Annotated in this window: 19 protein-coding genes; 6 read left to right on the top strand and 13 right to left on the bottom strand. The window is 44.9% G+C overall.

Annotated elements, in window-relative coordinates; all coding sequences use genetic code 11:
* Positions 1–5 precede the first annotated feature (5 nt).
* Positions 6–1271, top strand: a complete 1266-nt coding sequence (locus GK047_RS17015) for an MFS transporter (protein ID WP_163949178.1) — start codon at positions 6–8, stop codon at positions 1269–1271.
* 16 nt (positions 1272–1287) lie between these two features.
* Here the strand turns inward: GK047_RS17015 and GK047_RS17020 are convergent, their stop codons facing one another.
* Positions 1288–3132, bottom strand: a complete 1845-nt coding sequence (locus GK047_RS17020) for an ABC transporter substrate-binding protein (protein ID WP_163949181.1) — start codon at positions 3130–3132, stop codon at positions 1288–1290.
* A gap of 427 nt (positions 3133–3559) precedes the next feature.
* On the opposite strand from GK047_RS17020, the gene GK047_RS17025 reads away from it, so the two are divergent.
* Positions 3560–4360 (top strand): polysaccharide deacetylase family protein, encoded by an 801-nt coding sequence (locus GK047_RS17025; RefSeq protein ID WP_346010355.1) that lies wholly within the window; start codon positions 3560–3562, stop codon positions 4358–4360.
* Positions 4361–4520: 160 nt separating this feature from the next.
* On the opposite strand, the gene GK047_RS17030 is transcribed toward GK047_RS17025, so the two are convergent.
* Positions 4521–5489 (bottom strand): quinone oxidoreductase family protein, encoded by a 969-nt coding sequence (locus tag GK047_RS17030; protein WP_163949633.1) that lies wholly within the window; start codon positions 5487–5489, stop codon positions 4521–4523.
* 250 nt (positions 5490–5739) lie between these two features.
* On the opposite strand from GK047_RS17030, the gene GK047_RS17035 reads away from it, so the two are divergent.
* Entirely contained in the window at positions 5740–7668 is a 1929-nt protein-coding gene (locus tag GK047_RS17035; protein ID WP_163949184.1) for a methyl-accepting chemotaxis protein, read from the top strand.
* A gap of 62 nt (positions 7669–7730) precedes the next feature.
* Here GK047_RS17035 and GK047_RS17040 read toward each other — a convergent pair whose 3' ends face one another.
* The gene (locus GK047_RS17040) at positions 7731–8510 is read right to left on the bottom strand and encodes a Cof-type HAD-IIB family hydrolase (protein ID WP_163949187.1); all 780 of its coding nucleotides are present in this window, start codon (positions 8508–8510) and stop codon (positions 7731–7733) included.
* A gap of 212 nt (positions 8511–8722) precedes the next feature.
* Here GK047_RS17040 and greA point away from each other — a divergent pair, with 212 nt between their 5' ends.
* Positions 8723–9196, top strand: a complete 474-nt coding sequence (gene greA, locus GK047_RS17045) for a transcription elongation factor GreA (RefSeq protein ID WP_163949190.1) — start codon at positions 8723–8725, stop codon at positions 9194–9196.
* Between the two features lie 166 nt (positions 9197–9362).
* Complete coding sequence (locus GK047_RS17050; RefSeq protein ID WP_163949193.1) at positions 9363–11036, top strand: DUF2339 domain-containing protein; 1674 nt, start codon at positions 9363–9365, stop codon at positions 11034–11036.
* A gap of 153 nt (positions 11037–11189) precedes the next feature.
* On the opposite strand, the gene GK047_RS17055 is transcribed toward GK047_RS17050, so the two are convergent.
* The 6 genes from GK047_RS17055 to GK047_RS17080 all read right to left on the bottom strand — a co-directional run bounded on the left by GK047_RS17055 (position 11190) and on the right by GK047_RS17080 (position 19154).
* On the bottom strand, positions 11190–12260 hold the full coding sequence (locus GK047_RS17055) for an LLM class flavin-dependent oxidoreductase (RefSeq protein WP_163949196.1): 1071 nt from the start codon (positions 12258–12260) through the stop codon (positions 11190–11192).
* A gap of 201 nt (positions 12261–12461) precedes the next feature.
* On the bottom strand, positions 12462–13775 hold the full coding sequence (locus GK047_RS17060; protein WP_163949199.1) for an ABC transporter substrate-binding protein: 1314 nt from the start codon (positions 13773–13775) through the stop codon (positions 12462–12464).
* Between the two features lie 136 nt (positions 13776–13911).
* Positions 13912–15522 carry a response regulator transcription factor gene (locus tag GK047_RS17065; RefSeq protein WP_163949202.1) on the bottom strand — a complete coding sequence of 537 codons (1611 nt, stop codon included), beginning with the start codon at positions 15520–15522 and terminating at the stop codon, positions 13912–13914.
* Positions 15500–17251 carry a histidine kinase gene (locus GK047_RS30405; RefSeq protein WP_205516836.1) on the bottom strand — a complete coding sequence of 584 codons (1752 nt, stop codon included), beginning with the start codon at positions 17249–17251 and terminating at the stop codon, positions 15500–15502. The genes GK047_RS17065 and GK047_RS30405 overlap by 23 nt, the downstream gene beginning before the upstream one ends.
* A 92-nt stretch (positions 17252–17343) precedes the next feature.
* On the bottom strand, positions 17344–18195 hold the full coding sequence (locus tag GK047_RS17075; RefSeq protein WP_240344009.1) for a carbohydrate ABC transporter permease: 852 nt from the start codon (positions 18193–18195) through the stop codon (positions 17344–17346).
* Complete coding sequence (locus tag GK047_RS17080) at positions 18192–19154, bottom strand: carbohydrate ABC transporter permease (RefSeq protein WP_163949208.1); 963 nt, start codon at positions 19152–19154, stop codon at positions 18192–18194. Before GK047_RS17080 ends, GK047_RS17075 begins: the two co-directional genes overlap by 4 nt.
* Positions 19155–19389: 235 nt before the next feature.
* On the opposite strand from GK047_RS17080, the gene GK047_RS17085 reads away from it, so the two are divergent.
* Complete coding sequence (locus GK047_RS17085) at positions 19390–20031, top strand: MarC family protein (protein WP_163949211.1); 642 nt, start codon at positions 19390–19392, stop codon at positions 20029–20031.
* A gap of 103 nt (positions 20032–20134) precedes the next feature.
* On the opposite strand, the gene GK047_RS17090 is transcribed toward GK047_RS17085, so the two are convergent.
* The 4 genes from GK047_RS17090 to GK047_RS17105 form a co-directional block, all read right to left on the bottom strand.
* Positions 20135–21355 (bottom strand): MFS transporter, encoded by a 1221-nt coding sequence (locus tag GK047_RS17090; RefSeq protein WP_163949214.1) that lies wholly within the window; start codon positions 21353–21355, stop codon positions 20135–20137.
* Between the two features lie 149 nt (positions 21356–21504).
* Positions 21505–22713 carry an MFS transporter gene (locus GK047_RS17095; protein WP_163949216.1) on the bottom strand — a complete coding sequence of 403 codons (1209 nt, stop codon included), beginning with the start codon at positions 22711–22713 and terminating at the stop codon, positions 21505–21507.
* Positions 22714–22724: 11 nt separating this feature from the next.
* Positions 22725–23177: a MarR family winged helix-turn-helix transcriptional regulator gene (locus GK047_RS17100; protein ID WP_163949219.1), complete on the bottom strand. Its 453-nt coding sequence runs from the start codon at positions 23175–23177 to the stop codon at positions 22725–22727.
* Between the two features lie 208 nt (positions 23178–23385).
* Positions 23386–24048, bottom strand: a complete 663-nt coding sequence (locus tag GK047_RS17105) for a helix-turn-helix transcriptional regulator (RefSeq protein WP_163949221.1) — start codon at positions 24046–24048, stop codon at positions 23386–23388.
* Positions 24049–24114: the final 66 nt, after the last annotated feature.

Below are 24114 nucleotides of genomic sequence, written 5' to 3' on the forward strand. Positions count from 1 at the left end.
GCCCCATGTCGAATTTACTTCATGAATGGAAGTTACAGTTTCAAGGGTACAGCCGGAATCTTCTTTTGTTTTTTTGGTTTAATTTTGTTTGGAATTTGGGAATGGGGATGTTCGGACTGGTATATAATCTTTATGTCAAGAGTCTCGGCTATGATCAAACCATGGTCGGTAACATCGTTGGCATGAGCTCATTAGCAGCAGCCATTATTCTAATCCCAGCTGGCATTATGAACGATCGATTTGGACCTAAACGGGTTATTTCATTCGGTCTTTTTTTTGTTATTGCCGCTTTGAGTGCAAGATCCTTGATTGAAGCTAGGGAAGGTATGCTTGTCACTGCCTTCTTAGGCGGTATGGCATTAGCCATCGTTTCCGCAACGATTTTGCCCTTTATGGCCAATAATTCAACCCCTCAGCAGCGTGTTCATTTGTTTAGTTTCAATATGGCCCTTGTGATGGTCGCTAACGTAATTGGCATTGCGCTCGGTGGGGTACTCTGTGACTTCTTCCAATTCATGATCGGACTCGAAGAAATTCGCAGTATGCGGTCCACACTATTAATCGGCATCGGTTTAGCCGCGCTTGGCGTCATCCCGATGCTAATGTTTGAGAAGACGGAGCAAGAACTGCAAGCCCGTCGCGAGCCCCTTCAGTTGCGGCATATTTGGAAAGTACATAAAACATCGATGCAGGTCATCGGCATTTTCATCCTTCTCGGGCTATTAACTTCCACTGCTGGTGGCATGATCGTCCCTTATCTCAACGTCTACTTCGAGGATCGGTTCGCAGCCTCGAAGACAGCGATTGGTATGATCGTAGCCTTAGGTCAAGGCGCTACCGCCCTTGCTTTTCTCATAGGTCCTATGATTGCGAAGAGATATGGTGAGGTGAAATCCGTTGTTTACCTGCAGCTCAGTTCACTCCCTTTTCTACTTATCACCGCTTTTTCTTCCAGCTTTTATTTGTCCTCTGGCGGGTATTTGTTCAGACAGGCGCTCATGAATGCGGCGAATCCTTTCTACAACTCGATCAAAATGAGTTACGTTCATCGCTCTCTGCGCGGACTAGCGTCCAGCTCAGGGGAAGCGGTTTTTAATCTTGGTTGGTTCTTGGCATCCCCGATTAGTACAGGCCTTGTTTTGCGTTATGGCCCTTATTATGGATACGCCTATGCTTTCTGCATCACAGCAGTCGTTTATACGATTACCTCCATCTTATTTCTTGTTTTCTTCGGGAAAAATAGATTCAAGTCCATTGAAGAATCAGCTTAAAAATAGTGCTTTCAACCTAATCTTGCTGCTCGATGCAGGATTCTTGAATTTCCGGGCCAAACCAAATGTTCTTGAAATCGAACCAACCCAGCGTATTGACGGCGATTCCCTTCAAATGTGGGCTAAAGACGGTTTGCTGGGTCGAATGCACGAGAAATAACACACGGTGCTCCTCCGTCAATAGTCGCTCCATCGCCCGAATTTGCTGGATGCGCACCTTCGCATCAGGCTCAGCAACGATACGTGCAATCGTCTCGTTAACTGTTTGTCTCTGATCATCCGTAGCGAATACACGCGGGATCATATTCCCCATCTTGTACATCTCGATGAGACATCGCGCTTCGTCGTCGTCAGCAACGACGCCGCTCAGCACGATGTCACCTTCCTGCGCTAGACTCGCCCGCGACATGTCCTCATACGAGTACTCTTCAAGCTGCAGCCCAATGCCCACGGCTGCGCAGCGCTCATGAATCCATTCAGCCTCTCGCCGATGCGAAGGCGTGAAAATCAGCTTCAGCGTCTCCCCTAGGTAGCCGCTTGCCTCTATAAGCTTTAGAGCTTCTTCAGGCTGATTGTCTTGCTGCGGATACTCGTGGGGCGAATCGGGTGGAAGGAAGCCCTCTGCAGGTACCCCATTGTATAAGTCAAGTTCCGTAATCATGCCTCTCCGATCAAGCACCCTATGAATGGCTCGACGCAAGCTTTCATGGTGCTGAGGACCCGGCCTGCGCAAATTAAACGTAATCATGTTCGAACCCAGCGTCATGATTTCTTTCTTCCGCCAATCTGCGGGCGTCGGCTGCTTGTAATGGTTCAACTTCCCCATATGAAAATTCCACTGCTGCCAATTTTGTTGGCTCACAACCTGAGGCACATAGAGCAGCTCTATCCGATCTAAATGAGCGCCTTCGCGAAAATAATCTTCAAACGCTTCAAGCGTAATCCCCCCCTCATCATGTCGAGTCATGCGAAAAGGCCCAGTGCCAACAGGAAGCTTTTGTTTATCTTGATTTTCTTGGGGACTATAAGCATCCTCAGGTAAAATTGCCATTGGATAGGAGCTTACATAATGCAAAAACATATAATTAGGAGCTTGCAGCACCACTTGGACAGTTAAACGATCAACCGCTCGAATGTCTTCGATGGACTCACAGAGCCAATGGCTGGGTGAGTCCATTGTTCCGTGGGTACGAAGCCGATTCAAGGAAAAGACGACATCCGATGACGAAAGCTCGCGCCCATGATGGAAACGCACACGCTTACGTAAATAAAATGTCCATACACGTCCATCCGAACTAGAGGTCCAATAATGGGTCAAGCCAGGTTCGAACCCCCCGTGCGTTGGCTCATATCGCACTAAGGTATCGAACACTTGCTTCACGAAGTGCAGATCACGGGAAAAATACACCTCAGCGGGGTCCACGGTTAATATCCGATTATGTATCGGAAGGCGGAGTGTCTCTGGTGCCTCTGCTTCCTGTGTCCCCCGGTAGCCGAAATAACCGCCAAGCCATGCCAGAAAGCGATCTGTGAGCGTGGGATCAAGCCCCTCGATTTGAAATAAACTCATCGCGCTATGGATATTTCCCTGCTCTACGTATATCTTCGCTTCAACCAACAATAGCTCATCTGCAGAAGCCAGAAAACGAATCTCGGAACGGTGTCCACGACCACGACCAGGTGTCCATACGATCCAGCCGCTATCGCTCATTTTGCGAATCAGAATTTTCACGTTGCGCTCTGTACAGAACAAATAACTGGCAATTTCTACTACTGTAACAGGTACATTCTCAATCGTATCCTGCTTATCCCGCCGCTTTATCGAGGTGATCAACTGCACGTATTGCAAGGCTAGCTGCATACCGACGCCCCCTCATTTTCCAAGTATGAAAAAGTATAGGCGACACTCCGATTTTCGTCAACGATCTTCAGACATCGTCAGACGTATTAAAAGGGGAAATTGCACCGATTCAGCGGAATTAATGTCATATTGGGGGATTTCTGTCGCCGGGTGTTATGGCTGTTATCATTCTAATGACGGGCCTAGTAGGTGTTGTTCTACTGACTGCGATTCTCCCCGGCTTGCAAGACGAAAAGCCGGATTTGCATGGCTTAGCCACCTAACTTCCAACGGAACTACGCTCAGTCCTTTTAATTGATTGTGCATATAGGCCACGAGGCCCTGGCAGTTCACAGGGAATCGCGGTCTTTTTTTGTCGTTTTTCACCACATTTTAAGGTTTTCGTATTAGAATATAAAGTAACGACTCGAACTGACAGAAAGTAGTGGTGACTTTGAAATATTTATGTTCGCTTTTCATTCTTTTAATCCTGATTCAGCTGACCGGATGTGGGAAATCGGCCAAACCTGTCGCTGAGGAAATGCCCGCTTCAGCAGCTATCAAACATGATGCTCAACCGGATGTTCTACCTGTTGCGGTAAATAAGTCAGACGCGCAGTTGGACGCAAAAGTCTTCTATCACGCAAAAACGTCTGAGCGTAAAATCGCCCTGACCTTCGACGATGGGCCAGACAATAAATATACGCCAAAAGTGTTAGATATATTGAAAAAAAATGGCATTAAAGCAACGTTCTTCGTCATTGGCGAACACGCCGAACAGAACCACAAAATGATCAAACGCATCGTTGAAGAAGGTCATATCATCGGTAACCACTCGTGGGATCATGCCAATTTGTCCAATTTACCCAGCGATCAAGTTCAAGCCGAAATTACCAAGACGGATGATATCATCCGGACCATTGTGGGCCAATCTCCGTCGCTCTTCCGGGCACCTTATGGCGCAGAGAACGAACAGGTGAGAAGCGATGCCGCCAAGACTGGTCATCAATTGATTGGTTGGTCCGTTGACACGCTAGACTGGAATGGTAAAAATGCGAGCCAAATCATGAATACGGTCAAAAAAGAAACCAAACCTGGCGCCATCATACTCCAACACTCTGCCGGGGGTAAAGGCGGCAATTTGTCTAATACGATAGAGGCTTTGCCTCAAATCATTGCTTATTTGAAACATGACGGCTATGCGTTCGTAACCGTTCCTGAGCTAATGCACTTAAATCAAACCCAATAAGTCGTATACATCTTCCGTGTTTCACCTATTTTCATATGAGATCAAAAATAAGGACAGATCGAATGCCATCATTCGTCTGTCCTTTTGTTCATTTCTACACCATTCTGCCAAAAATGGATAAGTCCATCAGCAAAGTCCATGAAGGACAGCTGTTGTCTGTTCAAGGGATTAATAAAACCTTCCCCGTACTGTTTCTGCTCTCTAGAAGTCGATGGGCTTCTGCGCCATCCTGAAGAGCGAAAAGCTTAAAAGGCTCCATGATGAGGTGACCTTGCCGAATAGCTGCAAAAAGGGCTTCTGCTCGCTTGATTCGGTTATCCCGTGTTGTCACATGATTCCACAAATCGCCTCCCGTCAACGTCTTCGACGTATCCATGAGCATCCGCGGATCAATAGGCGCTGGATCCCCTCCCGCCATGCCGAAGAAAATAACATGCCCTTTGGTTCTCGTCGCAGCGAAGCTATCCATTAACGTAGAACCCACGGAATCGTAGGCGGCAGCAACCCCGGCCTTTCCTTCTGACCATTCAAGAACACTTGCTACCCAGTCATTCTTATAAAGGAAGACTGCATCGGCTCCCGCCTTCAGGGCTACTTCGCGCTTGGCCTCAGATGAGGTCAGACCGATGACTCTTGCTCCTTTGCTCTTGCACAGCTGCGTCAAGAGTTGACCTACGCCACCTGCCGCGGCATGAATTAATATATCGTCGCCTAGCTTCACCCCATAGCTGTCATTAGCCAAATAATGCGCCGTCATCCCCTGAAGCATGACACCCGCCGCTTGTTCGTCTGTGATATCTGCAGGTAACGGGATCACTCGGTCGATCGGTACTGCAACAATTTCCGCATTCGCATAAGCCACATCGACGAAGGCTACGCGATCTCCAACTTTAATATTTTGAATGCTCGCTCCCACTTGCTCGACAACCCCGGCGCCCTCGTAGCCTAATATGTACGGAGGCTCGCCTGCCAAATGGTAATTACCCCGCCTGCGGTATATATCTGCGAAATTCAAGCCAATGGCTTTCATCTTCACCAATACTGTGCCTGGTTCTACAAGCGGTTCAGGGATATTCGCGTAACGAAGCACCTCAGGACCACCAAATTGTTCAAAAATCAATGCTTTCATCATGACCTCCACTTAACAATCTACTAGTCAGAGAAATTGTAGCATATTGCGCTTCGTTACAAAAATGAGCTGCCCTTTTCTTGCTTATTACTGTAATTCCCCAGCCTGCTGCCGCAATAAGTAAAAGGTTAATATCATACGTCGAAATGGAGCTTCCTCTTCGAACGACGTTCCATGTTAATGCAGGAAGGAATTTGTTATATTTTGTCGAAATTTAGGGATATCAAATGATAAATGGAGGAACTCGTACATGTCCTTACAGAACAAAGTTTTGCTGCCCGTGTTGTTCATCGTATTAGCCGTAGCCTCTGTCTTGGGTGAAGTCGGTTACTTTAACCAACAAAACTTGCTGTTGAATTTAATGAAACAGGAAGTGAACACCAATGTGTCCGAAATCCAGCAAACAGTGAATCGCAATGATCAGACGCTCACAATTATGAGGGATTCGCTCAAAAGCGATTATTTGAAAATCGCCAAGAGCATCGCCGTTCAATTATCATCGAATCCAAATGCGCTTAAGACGGCCTCCCTCGCTAAACTAGCGCAAGACATCGGTGTTGATGAAATTCATGTGACAGATCCAAAAGGCGTATTGAAATACAGCTCCATCCCCGAGGTTATTGGCTTCGATTTCAACACTTCTGAGCAATCAAAAGCATTTTTACAACTTGGCGATGAAGGGTTAGCCCAAGATCCACAAGAGCGCGGCTCGGACAAGAAAGTTTTCATGTACATTGGCGTCAAACGATTGGACGGTCCTGGAATTATCCAGATCGGATTCGAGCCGAAGAAATACGCGGAAACTCTGCAACAAATGGATGTAGCTAAGATTGTCGCTGGCCGAAAGTTAGGCGTATCTGGTTATTACAGCATTGCGCAAGGCGATAAAATAGTCGCAAGTTCAAATCTCGAAGTCGCTATGCAAAACAGCACAAAAAAAGCTTTCACTGTAACGGCGGAAGCAGATGGTTATCAAATTATCGGCCACGCTGTAGTAGATGACTTTCTTTCCCCTCTAATCAAATTCCGTAACTTACTTATTATCGTCGCTGCTATTACTTTAGCCCTTTCAACGTTAATTATTTGGTTTGTTGTTAAATCTCAGGTCATTCGACCTCTAAGAACCTTGACGCAATCTATGCATCATGTCAGCTTGGGCAATCTGGAAGTGCCTACACTTGCTGTCTATCGGAAAGACATGATCGGCGATGTCATTCGAGAGTTTATCGCATTGACACAAGCCTTGCGAACGATGGTTAGCACCTTGAAAGATACTGGCGATCACCTAAGCTCTTCCGCCCAGAACTTGAACGCATTCATGAAGGACACACAGTCTTCTTCACTGCTCATTACCAGCTCTGTAACAGAAATGTCTGACGGCGCCAAGAATCAAATGGTAGGGGCCAAAGAATCCGCGATTGCGATGGAAGAAATGTCCCTCGGTATTCAACGTATTTCCGGTAGTATTTCCAATGTAGCCGAAGATTCTGGGACCATGGAATTAGATGCCCAACAAGGAAATTCCCTAATTGGTAAAGCGGTTAACCGGATGCATACCATAACTGAGAAAGTCGTTGCCTCTTCCGACGTGATTAAATCTTTGGAAGCTCGCTCTGCCGAAGCTACTAAAATTATTGGCGTTATCTCTTCCATTGCAAAACAAACGAATTTACTTTCATTAAACGCCTCCATTGAAGCTGCAAGAGCTGGAGAAGCTGGTAAAGGCTTCGCTGTTGTTGCTCTAGAGGTGAAGAAGCTCGCAGAGCAATCCAAACAATCCGCCGAGCAAATATCCGTTATTTTACAGCTGCTCAATGAAGACACGCAGCACGCCGTTCGTTCTATTGAAGAAGGAACCGATGAAGTGAAAACAGGGATGCAGGTCATGAATGAGGCTGGAGAAGTGTTTAAACAAATTCTCACTTCTGTTCAACGTGTAGCCGATCAAATCCAGGAGGTCACTGCTGCTTCTGAGGAGATGTCTGCTGGGACCGAAGAAGTAACCGCATCCGTTGAGGATATGGCCCAAATCGCCAAAGAATCGCATGTCAAATCGGAACATGTTGTTCAAATTTATGACACGCAAAATGCAAAAATTAATAATGCCGTAGCCATGGTAGATGAACTATCCACCTTCTCCAAACAGCTTCAAGCTATGCTGATTAAATTTAAACTCTAGTAAAAACCAAATAGCCTCCGTTACCCTCATTCGTAAGGGTTGCAGAGGCTGTTTTTTTGTAATTATACTGAAATTAATCTAGCTTCGATTAATCCGTTACGAATACCATCTTCATCGACATGCGTTGTCACATAATCCGCGTAAGGAAGCAGATCTTTATGCGAGTTGCCCATTGCGATGCCCAGTCCGACATATTCCAGCATTTCAATATCATTCAATCCGTCGCCGAAAGCAACAGCTTCTTCCGGATTCACGTTAATCATTTCCAACAAAGCGGCAATCCCTTGAGCCTTAGAGCCTCCTGCTGGTAACACATCCATCGCGTGTTGGTGCCAACGAATGAGCTTGAGTTCGGTAAGCATGCCCTCATATAGATGTTCATCACCGCTCTCACAATGAAGAAATATTTGATAAACATCATTTGTTTGCCAGAAATGAGGATCGTGTCTCGGCAACTCGACCTTTAACGATCCGACCGCTCCTAGAACAAATGGATGATCCAGTGTATCCGTGACATAGGTATGCTCCCCTTCAAACACGAGGCTATGCTTATGCTTCGCAGCCAATTCGACCAAAGCTTGTACGCTCTCTTTTGCAATAATCCGCTTGTACAGCGGCTCTCCTCGATATACGGCATAGCCGCCATTCAAGCATACATAGGAATCAATGCCTAGTTCTTCTGCTAAAGATTTGATAAAATACGGCGCTCTTCCAGTCGCTATGACAGGTTCAATTCCACTCGTCTTCAATTGTTGAATGGATGCCAACGTACTAGCTGGAATTTCCTTTTCTTCATTCACTAACGTGCCATCGATATCAAAAAACACGATTTTGTAAGCCATATGGGTCTCCTTTACTTGGCTAGCCTAAGTCTGCTGCCAATCTTCTCTCATTCTTTCATTAAACAACAAAATGATACAAATGACAAAGAAAAGAATCCCTCATCGCCCCGTTACAATTCGAAACTTTCAAGTCATTTTCGCATGATTGGCGGATATAGTGTAGAATGCAATAAAGAACTTAAAAAACGCACGCATAACTAGGAGATGTAAATATGTCTAATGATGAAATAATTTTGACCCCAGAAGGGTTGGCTAAATTAGAATTTGAACTCGAGGATCTGAAAACTGTAAAACGCAAAGAATTAGCCAGCCGGATTAAAACAGCAATCAGCTACGGCGACTTAAAGGAAAACAGTGAGTACCATTCAGCGAAAAACGATCAGTCCTTCATGGAAACAAGAATTATGACGATTGAAAAAATGTTGAAAAAGGTGCGCGTAGCAAAAAATTCAGACGCATCCCGCGTCCATGTCGGTTCGGTAGTTATTCTGAATGATGTGGAATTTGCTGAAAAAATCGAATATCAGATCGTGGGTCCATCCGAAGCCGATGTGCTGGAAAACAGAATCTCCTATGAGAGTCCTCTAGGGACTTCTCTGATGGGGAAATCCGTGGGCGACATTATTACTGTAAACGCACCTATGGGCGTAATTAAATATGAGCTGCTCGAAATTAGAGCTATGTAATCACTCACCAACAAAGGGACTCTTCCTCACACCTCGAGGAAAGGTCCTTTTGTTCATTTCCAGATGTATGTAACTGCGCTTGAACCTATATTTATTACTGCTCATTCTTGGATCGTGTTAGTATATGGAAATAGCTAATTAAATTTATAACAGATGAGGTGTTGCTATGGATTTGGAATTACGTGTCGATGCCCTGGAAAAGCGAATCAAGCACCTGGAACAGCAGCTAAATACCTTGCTTGAAAAGGAACACAAATCAGATGAGCTTCCGCTGCATGCGATAAGCACGACGCCTGAAACCATCGCCCCAGTGATCGATCAACCTCATAGTCCAGTAAACATAGAGGTGAAACCACCCGCTCCCTCCAAAGACTGGGAGCATTTAATAGCACGCGTGTGGCTGCCGCGAATCTTCATCCTTGTATTCCTGCTAGGCGTCTTGTGGGGGTTCACTGCTGCAGTAGGAGCTGGCCTTATTACGCAGCCCATCCGCTGCATACTAGGTGTTGCAGTTGCTGGCTTGATGTATTGGCAAGGGGAAGTGCAGATTCGTCGCAATCGTACAGCCCTCGGGCAAGTGCTGTTCGGAGGTGCGAGCGGCGTGCTGATGCTTTCTTTATTTGCTGCACATATGCTGTTTGATTTAATTCCATCTGGACTCGCATTTATACTCTACTTGATTTCCCTAGGCGGCAGTGTTTACAGTGCACTTCGCCATCGCTCGCAAGCCTTAATGATCATTACCCTGTTAGCCGGTTATTTAGTGCCTTTTCTAGTCGAAACTGCAAAACCTAACATTTGGGCATTTGTTGGATATGAGACTCTCTTTTCGATTGCCATGCTGTTATTATCGTTACGTTACGCTTTCAGAGGTGCTTATTATGTCGCATTTGGAGTGTTACATGTGCCCCTCTTATTTGGATTACTGCTTGAGGATGGAACGGACAATCGCGCGGCAATCCTCACAGCTATTTGCCTACAGCACATTGTTCTTTTCGCGTTATCAGTTTTCTCTTCCAATAATCGTCAGCTTGGCAAGCAAATCACCCTTTTCCTCAGTTTTGGCCTGCTTGTTTCGTGGATGTATGGCTTATACGGGCACTCCAGCGACCGATTAACCTACGAATGGATGTTAGTCGTGTGGTCGCTCTTGTATAGTGGGACTTCATTCTGGTTCTATAGTCAAAAAAAGAGCTGCTCCATTCACTTATCCATCGCTACGTTCAGCTGGTTTCTTTGGTTAATCTACGTACTGCATACAGATCAAACCTCATCGGCGGTTTTGGCTGAAGGCTCACTCGCTCTCTACTTAGGAGTCAAATTGAAAAGCAGACTGCAACAACTCACGGGAACCTTGGCTTATGTATTCGGCGCTGTCAGTGTGCTCGTTCATCCGATCGCAGAGCTTTTCTCGGCAGAAGCGTTCGCTTGGCTTGTTCTCATCGCCTCGATTGGCGGTCTTTACCGTTTCATCCAGGTATCCCTTCAAGAAAGTAAGGGCAAATCTAAGATCAAATTAATCTTGTTATGGGCTGAGTTGGTTCTATGTCTTATCTTCCTCTCGCAAATAACGAATGTCTTGACCGACGCATTAACTTATGACTATCAACATCTAGTGCTATCCGCAGTTTGGGCCGTATACGCAATCATTTTGATCATCTTTGGTGTAATTGTCAAAAAGCCTAAAGCGAGATTAGTCGGCATTTTATTTCTATTCGTAACTCTGCTTAAAATCATTTTTGTAGATCTGCCCGACGTTTCCACTACCGTTCGCGCGATCCTGTTTATTGGGCTTGGGTCGGTTGGAGTCGTTATTTCTAGGCTGTTATATAAGCGATAGTGTCGTGTAAATGAATGTGAGGTTGTCCCAAAAGCAAGTTTATGATTTTTCAGCCCCCACTTTGAACGGGATTTCGTGCATACAAAGAACCTTCAAATCTCCACTTTACTAGTGGATTTGAAGGTTTATTTGCGTAAAATTTGGGACTCTCTTTCATGCGAAAACTTTGGGGATAGCCTCCTGAGGCTTACTCTCCCAGACTGTGCTAGGAATCTCGCGCCGTAGCACAGGAGCAACTTCAGTTGCAAATCGTTCGATCTGCTCGCGCTGCTCCGCTTCCGTTAATCCATCCACACTAACGCTGAGCACTTGATTGCCGTAAGCCGCTTGGTAATTGAGAATCTTCTCAATCACGCTAGCTGGGCTTCCCACAAGGATAGGGCCATTGGCGATATTATCCTCAAGATCTTTGAAGGGCGTATTGTTGATCTGCGCCGAAGCGGTCGCTTGAAAAGCGTTGTAATAGGGACGATAGCGATTAACCGCCTCCTCAGGCGTGTTGGCCAGATACAAGCTGCCAGCGCCGGAACCTACGACAGCCTGCTTCGGATCGTGCCCATAATAGGCTAAACGCTCACGATAATGATCAATCAAGGCTTTGTACTTGGCCTGCGGGTGAAACGTATTGGACGAGAAGATGGGTTCTCCATACTTCGCGGCAAGCTCGGTGGAAAGCGTGCTTGACGCACTTCCATGCCAAACGGGAATCGGCTGTTGGTAAGGTCTAGGTTGCGTAGTGACATTGTCCAGCGGCGGTCGATATTGCCCCTTCCAGGTGACATTTTCCTCATTCCACAATCGCTTTAGGAGTGCGTATCGCTCAGCAAGAGAATCCCATTGTTCCTCTTCCGTAATTCCAAACAGCGGATAGTGACGAGGGTCGTTGCCTTTGCCGATGATCAACTCTAAGCGTCCGCCTGAAAGATGATCCAGCGTCGCGTAGTCTTCCGCCACACGTACGGGATCAAGCACACTGAGCACCGTTACGGTGGTCAACAAGCGAATACGTGAGGTCCTTGCTGCGATAGCAGTCAGAACTACTGGTGGCGAAGAGGATAAGAACGGTGCGCCATGCCGTTCACCTATGCCATAGGCTTCAAATCCGAGCTCTTCAGCCAGGATGGCTTGGTTCAAGATGTTTTGGAATTTCTGCTGAACAGTCAAGGTTTCCCCTGTTACAGCATTCGGAATATTCATCATTAAGCTAAACAATGCGAATTTCATCTTCGGTATACTCCCCTCAACGAACCATGATGCCGTCATTTGCTCTTCGTTCTTCCTACATTCGCTTCCGTATATTGGAATTATCGTATCATACACGTAGATAACCCGTAAATATATTTTCTTACTATTCCGATTATTTTACTACGAAATAAAAAAAGAAGCTGCTTTATAAGGCTAGCAGCCCCTCTTTTGTAGGAATAATTATTGATAATCTTTTGCTTTTTTCACAAGCTCTTCGTAAGCTGCTTCTGGTATCAGCTTGCCGAACATTACTTTTTCACCGATACTCTTGTAGTCCTTCGCTGTGTAATTACTCCAGCCTTTGGCTCCTGCATTGAAAGGCTGCGCATCTGGCGCGACACCTTTAATTAGTTCAATTTGTAATTTATCCGCAGCAGTTAATTTAGGCGTTAAGTATTCCAACGTCTTTTTGGAAACAGGCACACCTCTGGTTGTCGTTAAAATATCCGCTGCTTCGTTATCGTTCACGAACCAATCGATAAACATTTTGGATGCTTCCGCATGCTTGGAGTCTGCGCTCACCGACCAGAACATCGAAGGTTTCAGCCAACCGCTGGATTGCGTGCCCTTCGGCTGCGCAACAAGCGAGTAGGCGCCAGGTTTTACACCTTCATAGCCTGGAAATAAAGCAGCGAACGTACGCTTCATCAATACGCTGTCGTTATTCATTAAATCCAGCTTCGCGTCGGATTCTTTATCTGTACTGGCGATTTCAGCAGGAGGAATGACCCCGGCTGCTCTTAGCTCCGCATATGTCTTCACGTAGGTTAGCCATGTATCTTTATCGAAATTAAATTTGCCATCCACTGTAATTGGGTAGCCCTTGCCTTGACTGATTTGATAAGCTGAATAAGTGATGTAATCGGAAGTACCGTCCATTAACACATATTTATCTTTATCCAGCTTAGCTTTAGCCTCTTTGCCGAATTGGAAATATTGCTCCCACGTCCAGCCATTTTGCGGAGGTTTAACGCCTAGTTTATCCACCGCGTTTTTATTGAAAATCATCCCTGTTGCATTATTGCCCAGCGGAATCGCGTAAAGCTTATCTTTATATTTTCCTGAATCAACTAACGATTTGTCGATATCTTCTGTTCGAATGCCTTTGGACAGCTCGGCCAATTGGTTCCTACCTGCATATTCGGCTAGCCAGGCTGGATCCATTTGGATAATATCGGGGGCATTTTTTGCTGCGGCTTGCGTAGCTAGCTTGTCAGCATAGCCATCAAACCCAGAGAATTCGGGTTCAAATGTCACATTGGGATGCTTTTTTGTATACGCATCTAATGCTTTTAAAGTCGCATCATGTCTAGCCTGTGATCCCCACCATACAATACGCAGCTTTACGGGCTCTGAGCTTGCAGCCGCTGGGACAGCAGTTGCAGCAGGACTGCTCCCTGTACTTGCGTTATTTCCAGAACTACATGCACTGAGGGACAGCGCCATAATGGCAGTCATTGAAAGCATGCTCCATTTTCTCATCTGCACTTTCATTTCATACCCCCTTCCTCTACCCCTGTTATCTTTACAATTTTATTATAGTAAGTACGGGAATGAACAAAAAGCAGAGTAATGAACACATTTCTTTCACTATTGATCACAATCCGTTTAGAAACAGCTTTAATTATCGCTATGTTCCGCTCTTCCCTACTTCACTTGGATTGATCCCATTATACTTTTTGAAAATAGAGCTAAAGTAAGGAACATTTTTATAACCTACTTTTTCGGAGATCTCATAGATCAAATACTTCCCTTCCGCTAAGAGCGCATGCGCCTTCTTCATCCGCACCCGAATCAAATAATTCGTGAAGGTTTCTCCCGTTGCTTTTTTGAAAATTTGATTCAGATAATTGCGGGACAAGTAGAGCTGCTTCGACATATCCTCCAAGCTGATTTCTTGAGCATAGTGGTCATGCGCATATTGAATCATAAATTCAACGGCCTCCTTGTGTTTGGAATTTTCATTCCAATGACGACTCGAAGCGATGAGATGAATCTTCCGATGCAGCCATTGCTTTAATTGCTCTGGCGTCTTGATTTGTACAATTTCCTGCTGCAGGACCATGTCTGGAAATAACTCATCAAGCACAGTGCCGACACTGTATAAAGAATAAGCAAATATCGTCCATAGCTCTGTGCATAAATATTGCAAGTACGGCGGATTAACTGTCTGTACGGACTGTAATTGCTGAATATAGGCGTCCACAATTTGCTTCGCGGTTTCTTCCTTTGCGTACACAATCGCTTCCGCTAGCTGCTGATAAAATTTAATCGGTCGCATTGAAACGTCATTGCCCGATGGAATCACAGACTGCTCGCCTTGCGCTGGAATTATCGTTTGTTGTAATAAATCAAGGAAGGCTTCCTCGGTGGAATCCGATATTTCCTGCCAATCCCGCTTCTCTTGGCCTAAGCCTAGACGAATGCTTAATTGCAAATAAGTAAGAACACAATCGGCGATCCGCTTGCCAATCGAGCGAATCGTTTTCTTCGCTTCCTCCCTTTCAGTGGCAGGAAGTATGTGAAACATAATCGCTGCATGGTGGCTGTGGAGCTCGACAAAGTCGGACTCAGGCCAATCTTCCGCCAAGATTTCACGGATGATGTTAGCTAACGCGAAGCGAAATAAATTCCAATCGATCAACGATAAATTAGCCGTTCGAACCGTACTCATCAACTCAATCCCCATGACCAGATGGCTTCTATACAGCCATTGCGTTTGCTCAGAAAGTTGAAAGCTTTGAGAGGCCTTCGATTTATCAAATGTACCTGTGATGACCGATTTCAGCCATTCCTTCTGCACAAAAGGTTCAACCATCATGAGCTTATTTCTGATTTCTTCTTGTTCTACTTTTTTCATTTCTTTGATCTCAAGTTCTTTAATAACCTTTGAAAGGACGCTGCTAAGCTCTTCGATGGTAACAGGCTTAGATAAATAATCACTGACCTGAAGCCGCAGTGCCTGCCGAGCAAATTGGAAATCGGCGTAACCGCTTAGAATAATTAATTCCCCTGGAAATTGATCCTCGCGGAGCTTCTCGATCATTTCAAGTCCGTTCATCACGGGCATATAAATATCTGTAATCACAATATCCGGATGGGTTCGTTTTACCATTTCTAAGCCTTCTGCGCCATCGCTGGCCTCCCCCACCAGTTGCGCGTCAATCGCCTCCCAAGGAATCGATTTCTTCATCCCTTCCAACACTTGAAAATCATCGTCAATGATGAGTATTTTCCACATGGTATCTCTCCTCCACATCTTCTTTATTTGGAATTTGCGGTAATCGAATGGTAACTTCAGTACCATGACCTTCCTCACTCGTAATCTGAACGCCATACGGAGACCCAAAATAAGCCGCTATCCGCTCTTTCACATTTCGCAAGCCGTACCCTCCTGTTTTCCTAGCCTTGGGTTGATCCCAGTCAGTCCGCAATCCGACGCCATTGTCCAAAACCCGTAAGTGGATATCCTGATTCAGAAGCTGGACACTCACTCGGATCTCCCCGCTTTTCCTCCCATGAAACCCATGAATGATTGCGTTTTCGATAAAAGGCTGTAAGGTTAGCCTTGGTATATAGAGGTCTTTGGCTCCCACATCTACAGAAATGGCGAAGGTCAAACGATCCCCCCAACGAATTTGCTGAATTTGCAAGTAACATTCCACATGCGTGATCTCGTCTGCGATAGAAATCAACGTTTCGCCATTCGATAAACCAATACGAAACATTTTTCCCATCAACGAAAGGATTTTACTAATTTTATCTTGACCTGAATCTATGGCTAACCAATTCAATTGATCTAGTGTGTTGTAGAGAAAATGTGGATTAATCATCGCTTGCAAAGCTTGAATTTCGGCTTCACGCTGACGCTTGTGTTGAGCCTTCAACGAATCCAACAGTTCCTCGATTCTTTCCATCTGTTTGCGATAGCCATTAAACAAATTCCCAAATTCATTTGAATAATCCTTTGGCAAATCCGAAACAAAGCCTCGATCCGGAAGCTTCCCCATGAATGCAACCAATGACTTGATCGGTCTTGTAAATTGGCGTGAGATAAATAAAGTGAAAAACGACGCGATAAAAATCGCGGATATCCCAACCGTAAGTAAAATAAGTGCCAATCGAACGCTACCATGGACGATATTTTTCCATGGCGTCACCTCAACTAATGTCCAGTTCGACGGTGATTTACTCCATACGAGCAAGGATTCACTTTGTTGATTCGTTGCCAAATGAACGCTACCCGACTTTTCCTTGATGAGTTTAATTTTCTCTAGTTCACTCGCTTGCAAATGCGAATCTCCGATCGACGCAATCTTTCTGCCGCCTGCATCGAACAGCAGCCTGCTTCTCGCCTCCGTTTCACCGCGAATCAAGCTCTCAATTTCGGAGGCTTTGACATTTAGCAGAAGCATTCCGACATATTTCCCCGAGTTATTGTACAATTTTCTTGCAAAGCTAATAACGGGCAGCGTTCCTGTATTCGTTTCAATCGTACGTTCTTTCATCCAAGCAAAATCGTTATTTTGAATATCGGGGAACCATTCTTCTTCCTTGACCTTCTGTAAATCATAAACCCGAACTGGCCCTTGGGCATCTGCCAAAAATGGATGCTCGATATATAAATAAATAGATTGCACCATTGTCGTGCTGTACGTGATGCTCGCCAGTAAATCACTCAAGTCTTTTTTTCGACGGTTCCGCTCAAATAAATCGCTTTCAAAAGGATCAAAGCCAATAATATCAATATTCCGAGAAGCGGCAAGCGACATTTGCTCAATGGAGTTTAATTGGGTAGCTAAGCGCTTATTCAGTTCATTTAATATATCCTGCTGGTAGATGGAGGTATTGCCAGCCAACTCACGAGAGGTGAGACTATAGCTGATCCAAGAAAAAACAAGCAGCAGCAGGGCGATGAATAAGGCAAAGCTTCCGAAAAAGAGTCTGCCGATTCGCACACGCTTAAACACGTTGAACACTGAATAAACACCTCTTTCATCCGTGAAATTGGAAAAAAGGTTGCATCAAACGCAACCTTTTCAACCTAAGGATATGCTCTATTCTATCCCTTCACCGCGCCTGAGGCAATGCCATCAACAAAATGACGCTGTGCCATAAAAAAAAGAATCAACGAAGGAACAATGGAGACAAGCGACATGGCTAACAATTGCCCCCAAGGCAATGCAGATTGGCTGTCTACAAATAGCTTCAAGGCAAGTCCTACTGTATATTTACTTACAGAATTTATATACAGCAAGTGGCCAAAGAAGTCGTCCCAATTCCACAAGAAGCAATAAATAGCAACTGTGACTAACGCAGGCTTCGTCAGCGGCAGTACGATCCTCCAATAGATGCCTAGCCAGCTGCAGCCGTCCATTTTCGCTGATTCGTCCAGCTCACGCGGAATGCCACGAATGAATTGTACCAGCAAGAAGATGAAGAAAGGCCCTCCAATCCCTCCCGCCAGGGCATGCGGAATATAAAATGGCAAGTACGTATTCACCCAGCCCCACGCATTAAACATGATGTATTGAGGTACGAGTGTAACCTGACTAGGTAGCATGAGTGTCACCATCAAAATAGCAAACCAGAAGTTTTTGAGCGGAAAATCCAAACGTGCGAATCCAAACGCCACTAAGCTGCAAGAAAGCACGGAGGTAATAAGTACACCTGCGATCAATTCAAACGTATTAAGATAAAAGTGGGTAAACGTAAACTTCGGAATCGCTACCCAGCCTTCGCTAAAATTGCTCCACAGCCACTGTGTTGGAAATATGCTCGGTGAATTCATTTCTGCATTTGATTTAAAAGCTGCCCCTACCCACCAGAGGATCGGATAAATCATGACTAAACTAAACAACGAAAGCATCATGTGAGAACGCAGCGTTCGTGTCATCGTTAGAGATGTCTTCATTTTCTTTTGCCTCCTTCTGTTTCATAAAATACCCAGTACCGGGATGAGGCAAAAATCAAAGCGGTCACGATACCGATCACAACAAGGAGAATCCACGCTAGCGCAGAAGCATAACCCATCTCATATCTTGAGAACGCGCGATCATATAAGTATAAAGCGTACATGTACGTTGAGTTGATAGGCCCGCCCTTCGTAATAATGAAAGCCTGTGTAAACATTTGAAAGGAACCTATTGTTTGCAGCACTAGATTAAATAGCAGTACAGGTGAAAGCATCGGTAACGTAATACTAAAAAACTGTCTTACTTTAGAGGCCCCATCCACGGAGGAGGCTTCATATAACTCACTAGAGATTTGCTTTAAGCCAGCTAGAAAAATAACCATGGAGGAGCCGAACTGCCAGGCAACCAGGATGATTAGTGTTCCTAATGCCGTATGCGGATTGCTGATCCAGCTCACACCATCTAAGCCGAACATGTTTACTATTTTATTGATAAAACCATCTATGCCAAACATATTTTGCCAAAGAATAGCCACAGCAATACTGCTGCCGATTAACGAAGGTAAATAGATAAACGTGCGATATACGGAGATCCCTTTGATTTTCTTATTGAGCAGCATTGCCACCATCAAGGCGCTGAATAGTTTAATCGGCACCGATAATACAACAAAAAGAATCGTGATCTTCAGGGACTGGCGGAACATCTCATCATCAGCAAAAATACGCTCGTAATTCCGCAAGCCAATCCACTCGGGCGCATCAAGGAGCGTATATTTAGTGAAAGAATAGTACATGGATTGAATCATCGGCCACAACGTTAATAACAGAAACCCAAGCAACCATGGAGAAATAAATAAATAGCCAGCAATCGGCGATTCCCAGCGCCCTTTAAGCGTAAACGTTGGCGTCAATTTGAGTGGAATAAGCTTTCGGGGTAAAGGTCTAGGATCAGGTTTCATCGTGACGACCGCCTTTCATTAACTAACAACTCTACTCTAAGTATAAAAGGTAGAACCTGCCTGAAAAATGAGAGTAATGAACACAATTTATTCACAATCGAACAATGACCAACTCATCCATCTTCAACGACGCCCACAGCACTTCTATGCGAAATAAGCCCTTGCTCACAAATGGGTTTAGACTTACAATGAGTGTGCGCATGACGACTTTAACGACAAGGAATGATACACCACGATGAGTGCTGAACTCGCATTTATACTCTTATGCTTGACCTCTTTTATCACGTTAATTAATCCACTTGGGGTCATGCCCATCTTTATGACAATGATGTCGGATTACGATAATCAAGTCATCAAGGCGACGGCAAGAAAAGCCCTTCTTGTCTCCTTTGTAGCCCTTCTTTTCTTCGCGATCACAGGCCAATTGCTCTTCAAATTTTTCGGTATTTCGGTAAATAGTTTCAAAATCGCAGGTGGCGTCATTTTCTTTTTCATGGGTCAAGACATGCTGCAAGCCAGACTCGTAAAAACAAAAGTGGCAGATACAGAAGTCAAAAAATACGTAAATGACATCTCCATCACTCCTCTCGCCATTCCCATGATCTGCGGTCCCGGAGCGATAACGAATTCCATTGTGCTCATGGAGAGCGCACACAACCTTCTTGAGAAGGCAATTCTCATTATTTCAATTGCAGTTATTTGCATACTTACGTATTACGTACTGTTAAATGCTACACGACTAACACGCCTGCTTGGTGAGACCGGCTGTAACGTTTTGATGCGAATCATGGGACTTATTGTGATGGTTATTGCCGTAGAATTTTTCTTAGGGGGCTTGAAGCCTTATCTGATTGACATTCTGTCTCATCAAACGTAAAAGCTCACATTCTTTAATAACATTCGTCGTTTCGCAACAAAAACACCCTTTCGCAAAAGGGTGTTTTTGTGCATAGTTCGTATTCGGTTCGTTGCCTAACATTTTAACTGCTGCTTGCTTCCATGCTCTGCCTCACATCCAGCGACCTTCTTTTGCTGAAGAAAAGAGTGAGGAGCCCCGTTATAACGGTCACAATAGCGAGTGCTACTAAATATGTCGAGATGCCAAACCAATCCAGACAAGCGCCAGTCGCTAGTAAGGCGATCTGGAACATGACACGATCAAGCATCCCGCGAAACGAGAAAAAGCGACCCTGAGCTTCCTTAGACACTTTAAGCTGAAAGACGGTGGATACCATAGGAAAAAAGAAAGCGACCGCGCAACCAAATATCGCGAATGAACCGAGCACCATAAATCTGTTATCGCTGAACGACATACCCACAAAAGAAAGCGCAAATAAGAACATAAAAATGGTTGAACTTGTCACAAGATTTTGAGCGCCGATGACACGTTTGGCAAGCAAGCCAGCCACTAAAATACTCGCGCCCTCTACGGTATAAATCCAGCCCATCAGTTCAGGTGTTTGCTGGATTTGGCTAAATTTGAGCACAAGCAAATTGAAGCCACCTAGAAACAACGTAACAACGCCCATATTGATAAGTCCGATTAGGATAGACGGCTCCGCGCGAATAATCGGGAATACTTCCGCGAATCGTATTTTCTCCCGTTTTGTTTTTCCAGAAGAAAGAGCGTTATGCGGAATTCGCAGCTGGGTGTTGAGTAGCACAAGTAAGACATAAAACGCAAGAGACAGCGCGTATACGGTGTATAAATTCATCATCGATACCAAGATGCCTGCTACTGCTGTGCCGCCTATTCTCGCTATCGTAATAACATTAAAGCTTACGCTGTTAGCTTTCATAAGTTGTGACGGGGAAACGACAGCCGGTAGCGCAGCCTGCACCGTAGGCATATACACCGTAGATGCCAATTGCATGATGACAACAGAAAGCAGCATGAATAAGACGGATTGGTTATATATCGCTATGAACATAACGATGGGAGCCAGGCAGCGAAAAAGTCCGGATACAAACATGACTTTCTTCTTATCGTAGCGGTCAGCCCATACCCCGGCTTGCGGAGAAATGAGCACCCCGAGAAATAAACCGCATATCAAGATCAAGCTTTTACCCAAATCCGATGGGACATGACTTTGCATAAATTGCAAATTAGCAATCAGGCTGATCCATATTCCCGCTCCTTCTATGCCTTCACCTACCATTAATAAAACAAACGTGCGATTGCGAAGTAACGAGTGTTCCATATCGACCTCCATGTATTCTTCAAAAGGTGAAACGAACATTAGTTCGTAAGTGTTTATTGTATCAAACCATGCCTAGCGTGTAAATGCCAAGCTGGATAATCTTAGCAGCTTCAGACGTAGATCCTTTAAGCAGCGTGGACTTTCCAATTTTACATGGTCGGAACATTGGGGATCTCCGCCTGTTTTCTAACGTTGAAAAACTCAACGAAAACATACACAACAAGGAACAAGATCATGAATAAGGACGAATACCTATACATCATCCCGTACCCCGAAGCAGATGAGATAGCCCCTAGCATTAAAGCGCCAACGGCTACGCCAAGGTCCGTAGAGTTATAGAACATGCTGTTGGCCATGCCGTGCTGTTCCTTCGGCGTCGTGCGGAGCATCCAAGCTTGAATCGTAGGTTGAATGGCTCCGAAGCCAAGTCCATAAAGCAGCGCCGATAAGATAAGCATCGGCATGGAGGTGGCATAAGAGAGAATAAGCAAGCTCGTAAACACACTAATCGCCGCTGGTATAAGAACAGCCGCATGCCCCTTACTATCGAATAATTTACCCGAAATAGGCCGTATAATAATAATGGTGAAAGCATTAAACAAGAAAAACAACCCAACTTGCGCCAAGTGAACAGACTCTCCGAATAGAGCAATGAAGCTGAGCAGGCCGCTATAAGTGACCGATAAGCATACGTTCAACAATGCCGGAAACAATAATTTCTTATTGAAAGGCTGTTTTGGTGAAGGAACTCCCCCTGCGGCAGCCTGTTTTTTAAGACCAGGCGGAATGGAACGGGAAAGCAAAATAACCGGGAAAATGAAGAGTACGGTTACCGTACCTATCATGGCGAGGGAGCCGAAGCCAAAGTGCTTCGTCACGTTTAAACCAATCATTGGGCCCATGGACATAGCAAGGCTAGTAGAAAGGCCAAAATAGCCGATACCTTCCCCTAACCTATTACCAGGAATAATTTGCGAGACAAAAGTAGGTATAATCGTACTCACCATTCCGAACCCGATGCCATAACCAACCCGCATCAGAAGCAGCGATCCTATTGAATCTGCCCATACGTAAATGGCTGTGAAAATAGTGGCAATCGCTAGGCCAATAAATAAAATGATATGCCTGTGCACCTTTCGGATCAATACAGCAGTCAAAAAACGAGTTGCAATCGCAGAAATCGCGAACACACTCGTTACTAAACTAACCGTCAAATCACCGGCAAGAAATTTATCTTTCACATAAGCCGGAAATGAAGAAAGCAGCATTTGTAAATTCAAAAACAAAAGGAACGAGCAAATCGTCAAACAAATAAACGCTCTCGTCCATAGTTTCAAGTGTTGTTCCTGATTGCTCATGGTGTTTTCTCCTACTCTCTATCTGTCAGTTCGCTCATGTGATTGTTGATTCTCGAAAGAAGCTCCATCAACAGACTGTATTCATCGTCTGACATGCACGCTTTGACCTCCGTAATAACTTGTTGTTCAATCGGGATCGTCTTCTCGATTAATGATCTGCCTTTGTCGGTGATATAAACCAAGAAAGAACGTCGATCAGTGTCCCCCATTTTCTTATAAACACAGCCCTTTCCCTCCAATTGATCGAGAATTCGGGTCGTTGTCGGTTTATCTTTAGCTGAGCGTTCAGCAATTTCCTTCTGGATTAACCCGTCCGTATTGGCGATCTGATAAAGAACAGACCACTGCTCGGTTGTAATCTCATATTCCTTTAGCCGCTGTTGCAAAACGTTAGATAATTTGCGATACGTCACACTCATATTGAAACCTATCGAATATTCCAGACCATTAGCTTTTGTGGACATGCTTATCCCCCCCCGGGTCATGTTAGTTGTTAAGACAACTATATATAAGACAACTAAATTTGTCAATGGTCTACGTATTGCTTCCCTTGCTTCACTTTTAGTTGAATTAAAAAAAGAGCACTCTGCTAAGTGGCAGCAAAGTAACTCTTTCTCAATCTTTTAAATCCTATTACCGTATCCTGGTAACAGTATCTCTATATCATCAACACTAGTGTACGGTTTTAATCGTATACACACATCGGTTTCCACCTGCTAGCAGATGCTCGCTCCTTATCACTTCTATGCCTATTCCGAGGACTTGCTGTAACATGCTTAGCTCTTTGCTGCAAATGCCTGAACATGACGCTGCTGCTTCACAGATAGGACAATGCTTTTCTATAAAATAAAAGGTGCCATCTGGATTTTCGATAGCCTCTGCCATATACCCTTCGCTCGTGCGTTTCTGTGCCAAGGCTTCAAGCTTCTCATCTAAGGGAAGACTCGCTGGAGCTTTAAGCTGATATTCGATCACCATTTTTCGATTTCGAATTTCCAAGAGCTTCTCTAAACCCTCTTCGCCAAAAGCCTCCCTCACGGATTCAATTAAATGAACGGTAAGTTCGGCATGTCCGTCAGGGAAAAGTCGGTTAGCCTCTGAGGTCAATTTCCACATTTTCGCAGGGCGCCCCATCGCTCTTGGTTCCTCGTCAAAGCTCACGAGCTTTTGATCCTCTAATTGATAGAGGTGCTGCCTTACGGCCATACCAGACACGCCTAGCAGCTTGGCTAGCTGGAGGGCATCCATGGAACCTTCTTGCTTCAATAGCTTCACGATGGCTCTGCTTGTTCTTTCAGCATGGACTTCTTTTCCTTGCGTTTCTTTTTTCTTCATTCGCCGACACCTTCATTTCTAATAAGAAAGTATACACAGACTATTACCAACATAGTAAAGAAAAAC

Source organism: Paenibacillus sp. SYP-B3998 (assembly GCF_010820665.1).
Lineage (GTDB): Bacteria > Bacillota > Bacilli > Paenibacillales > NBRC-103111 > Paenibacillus_E.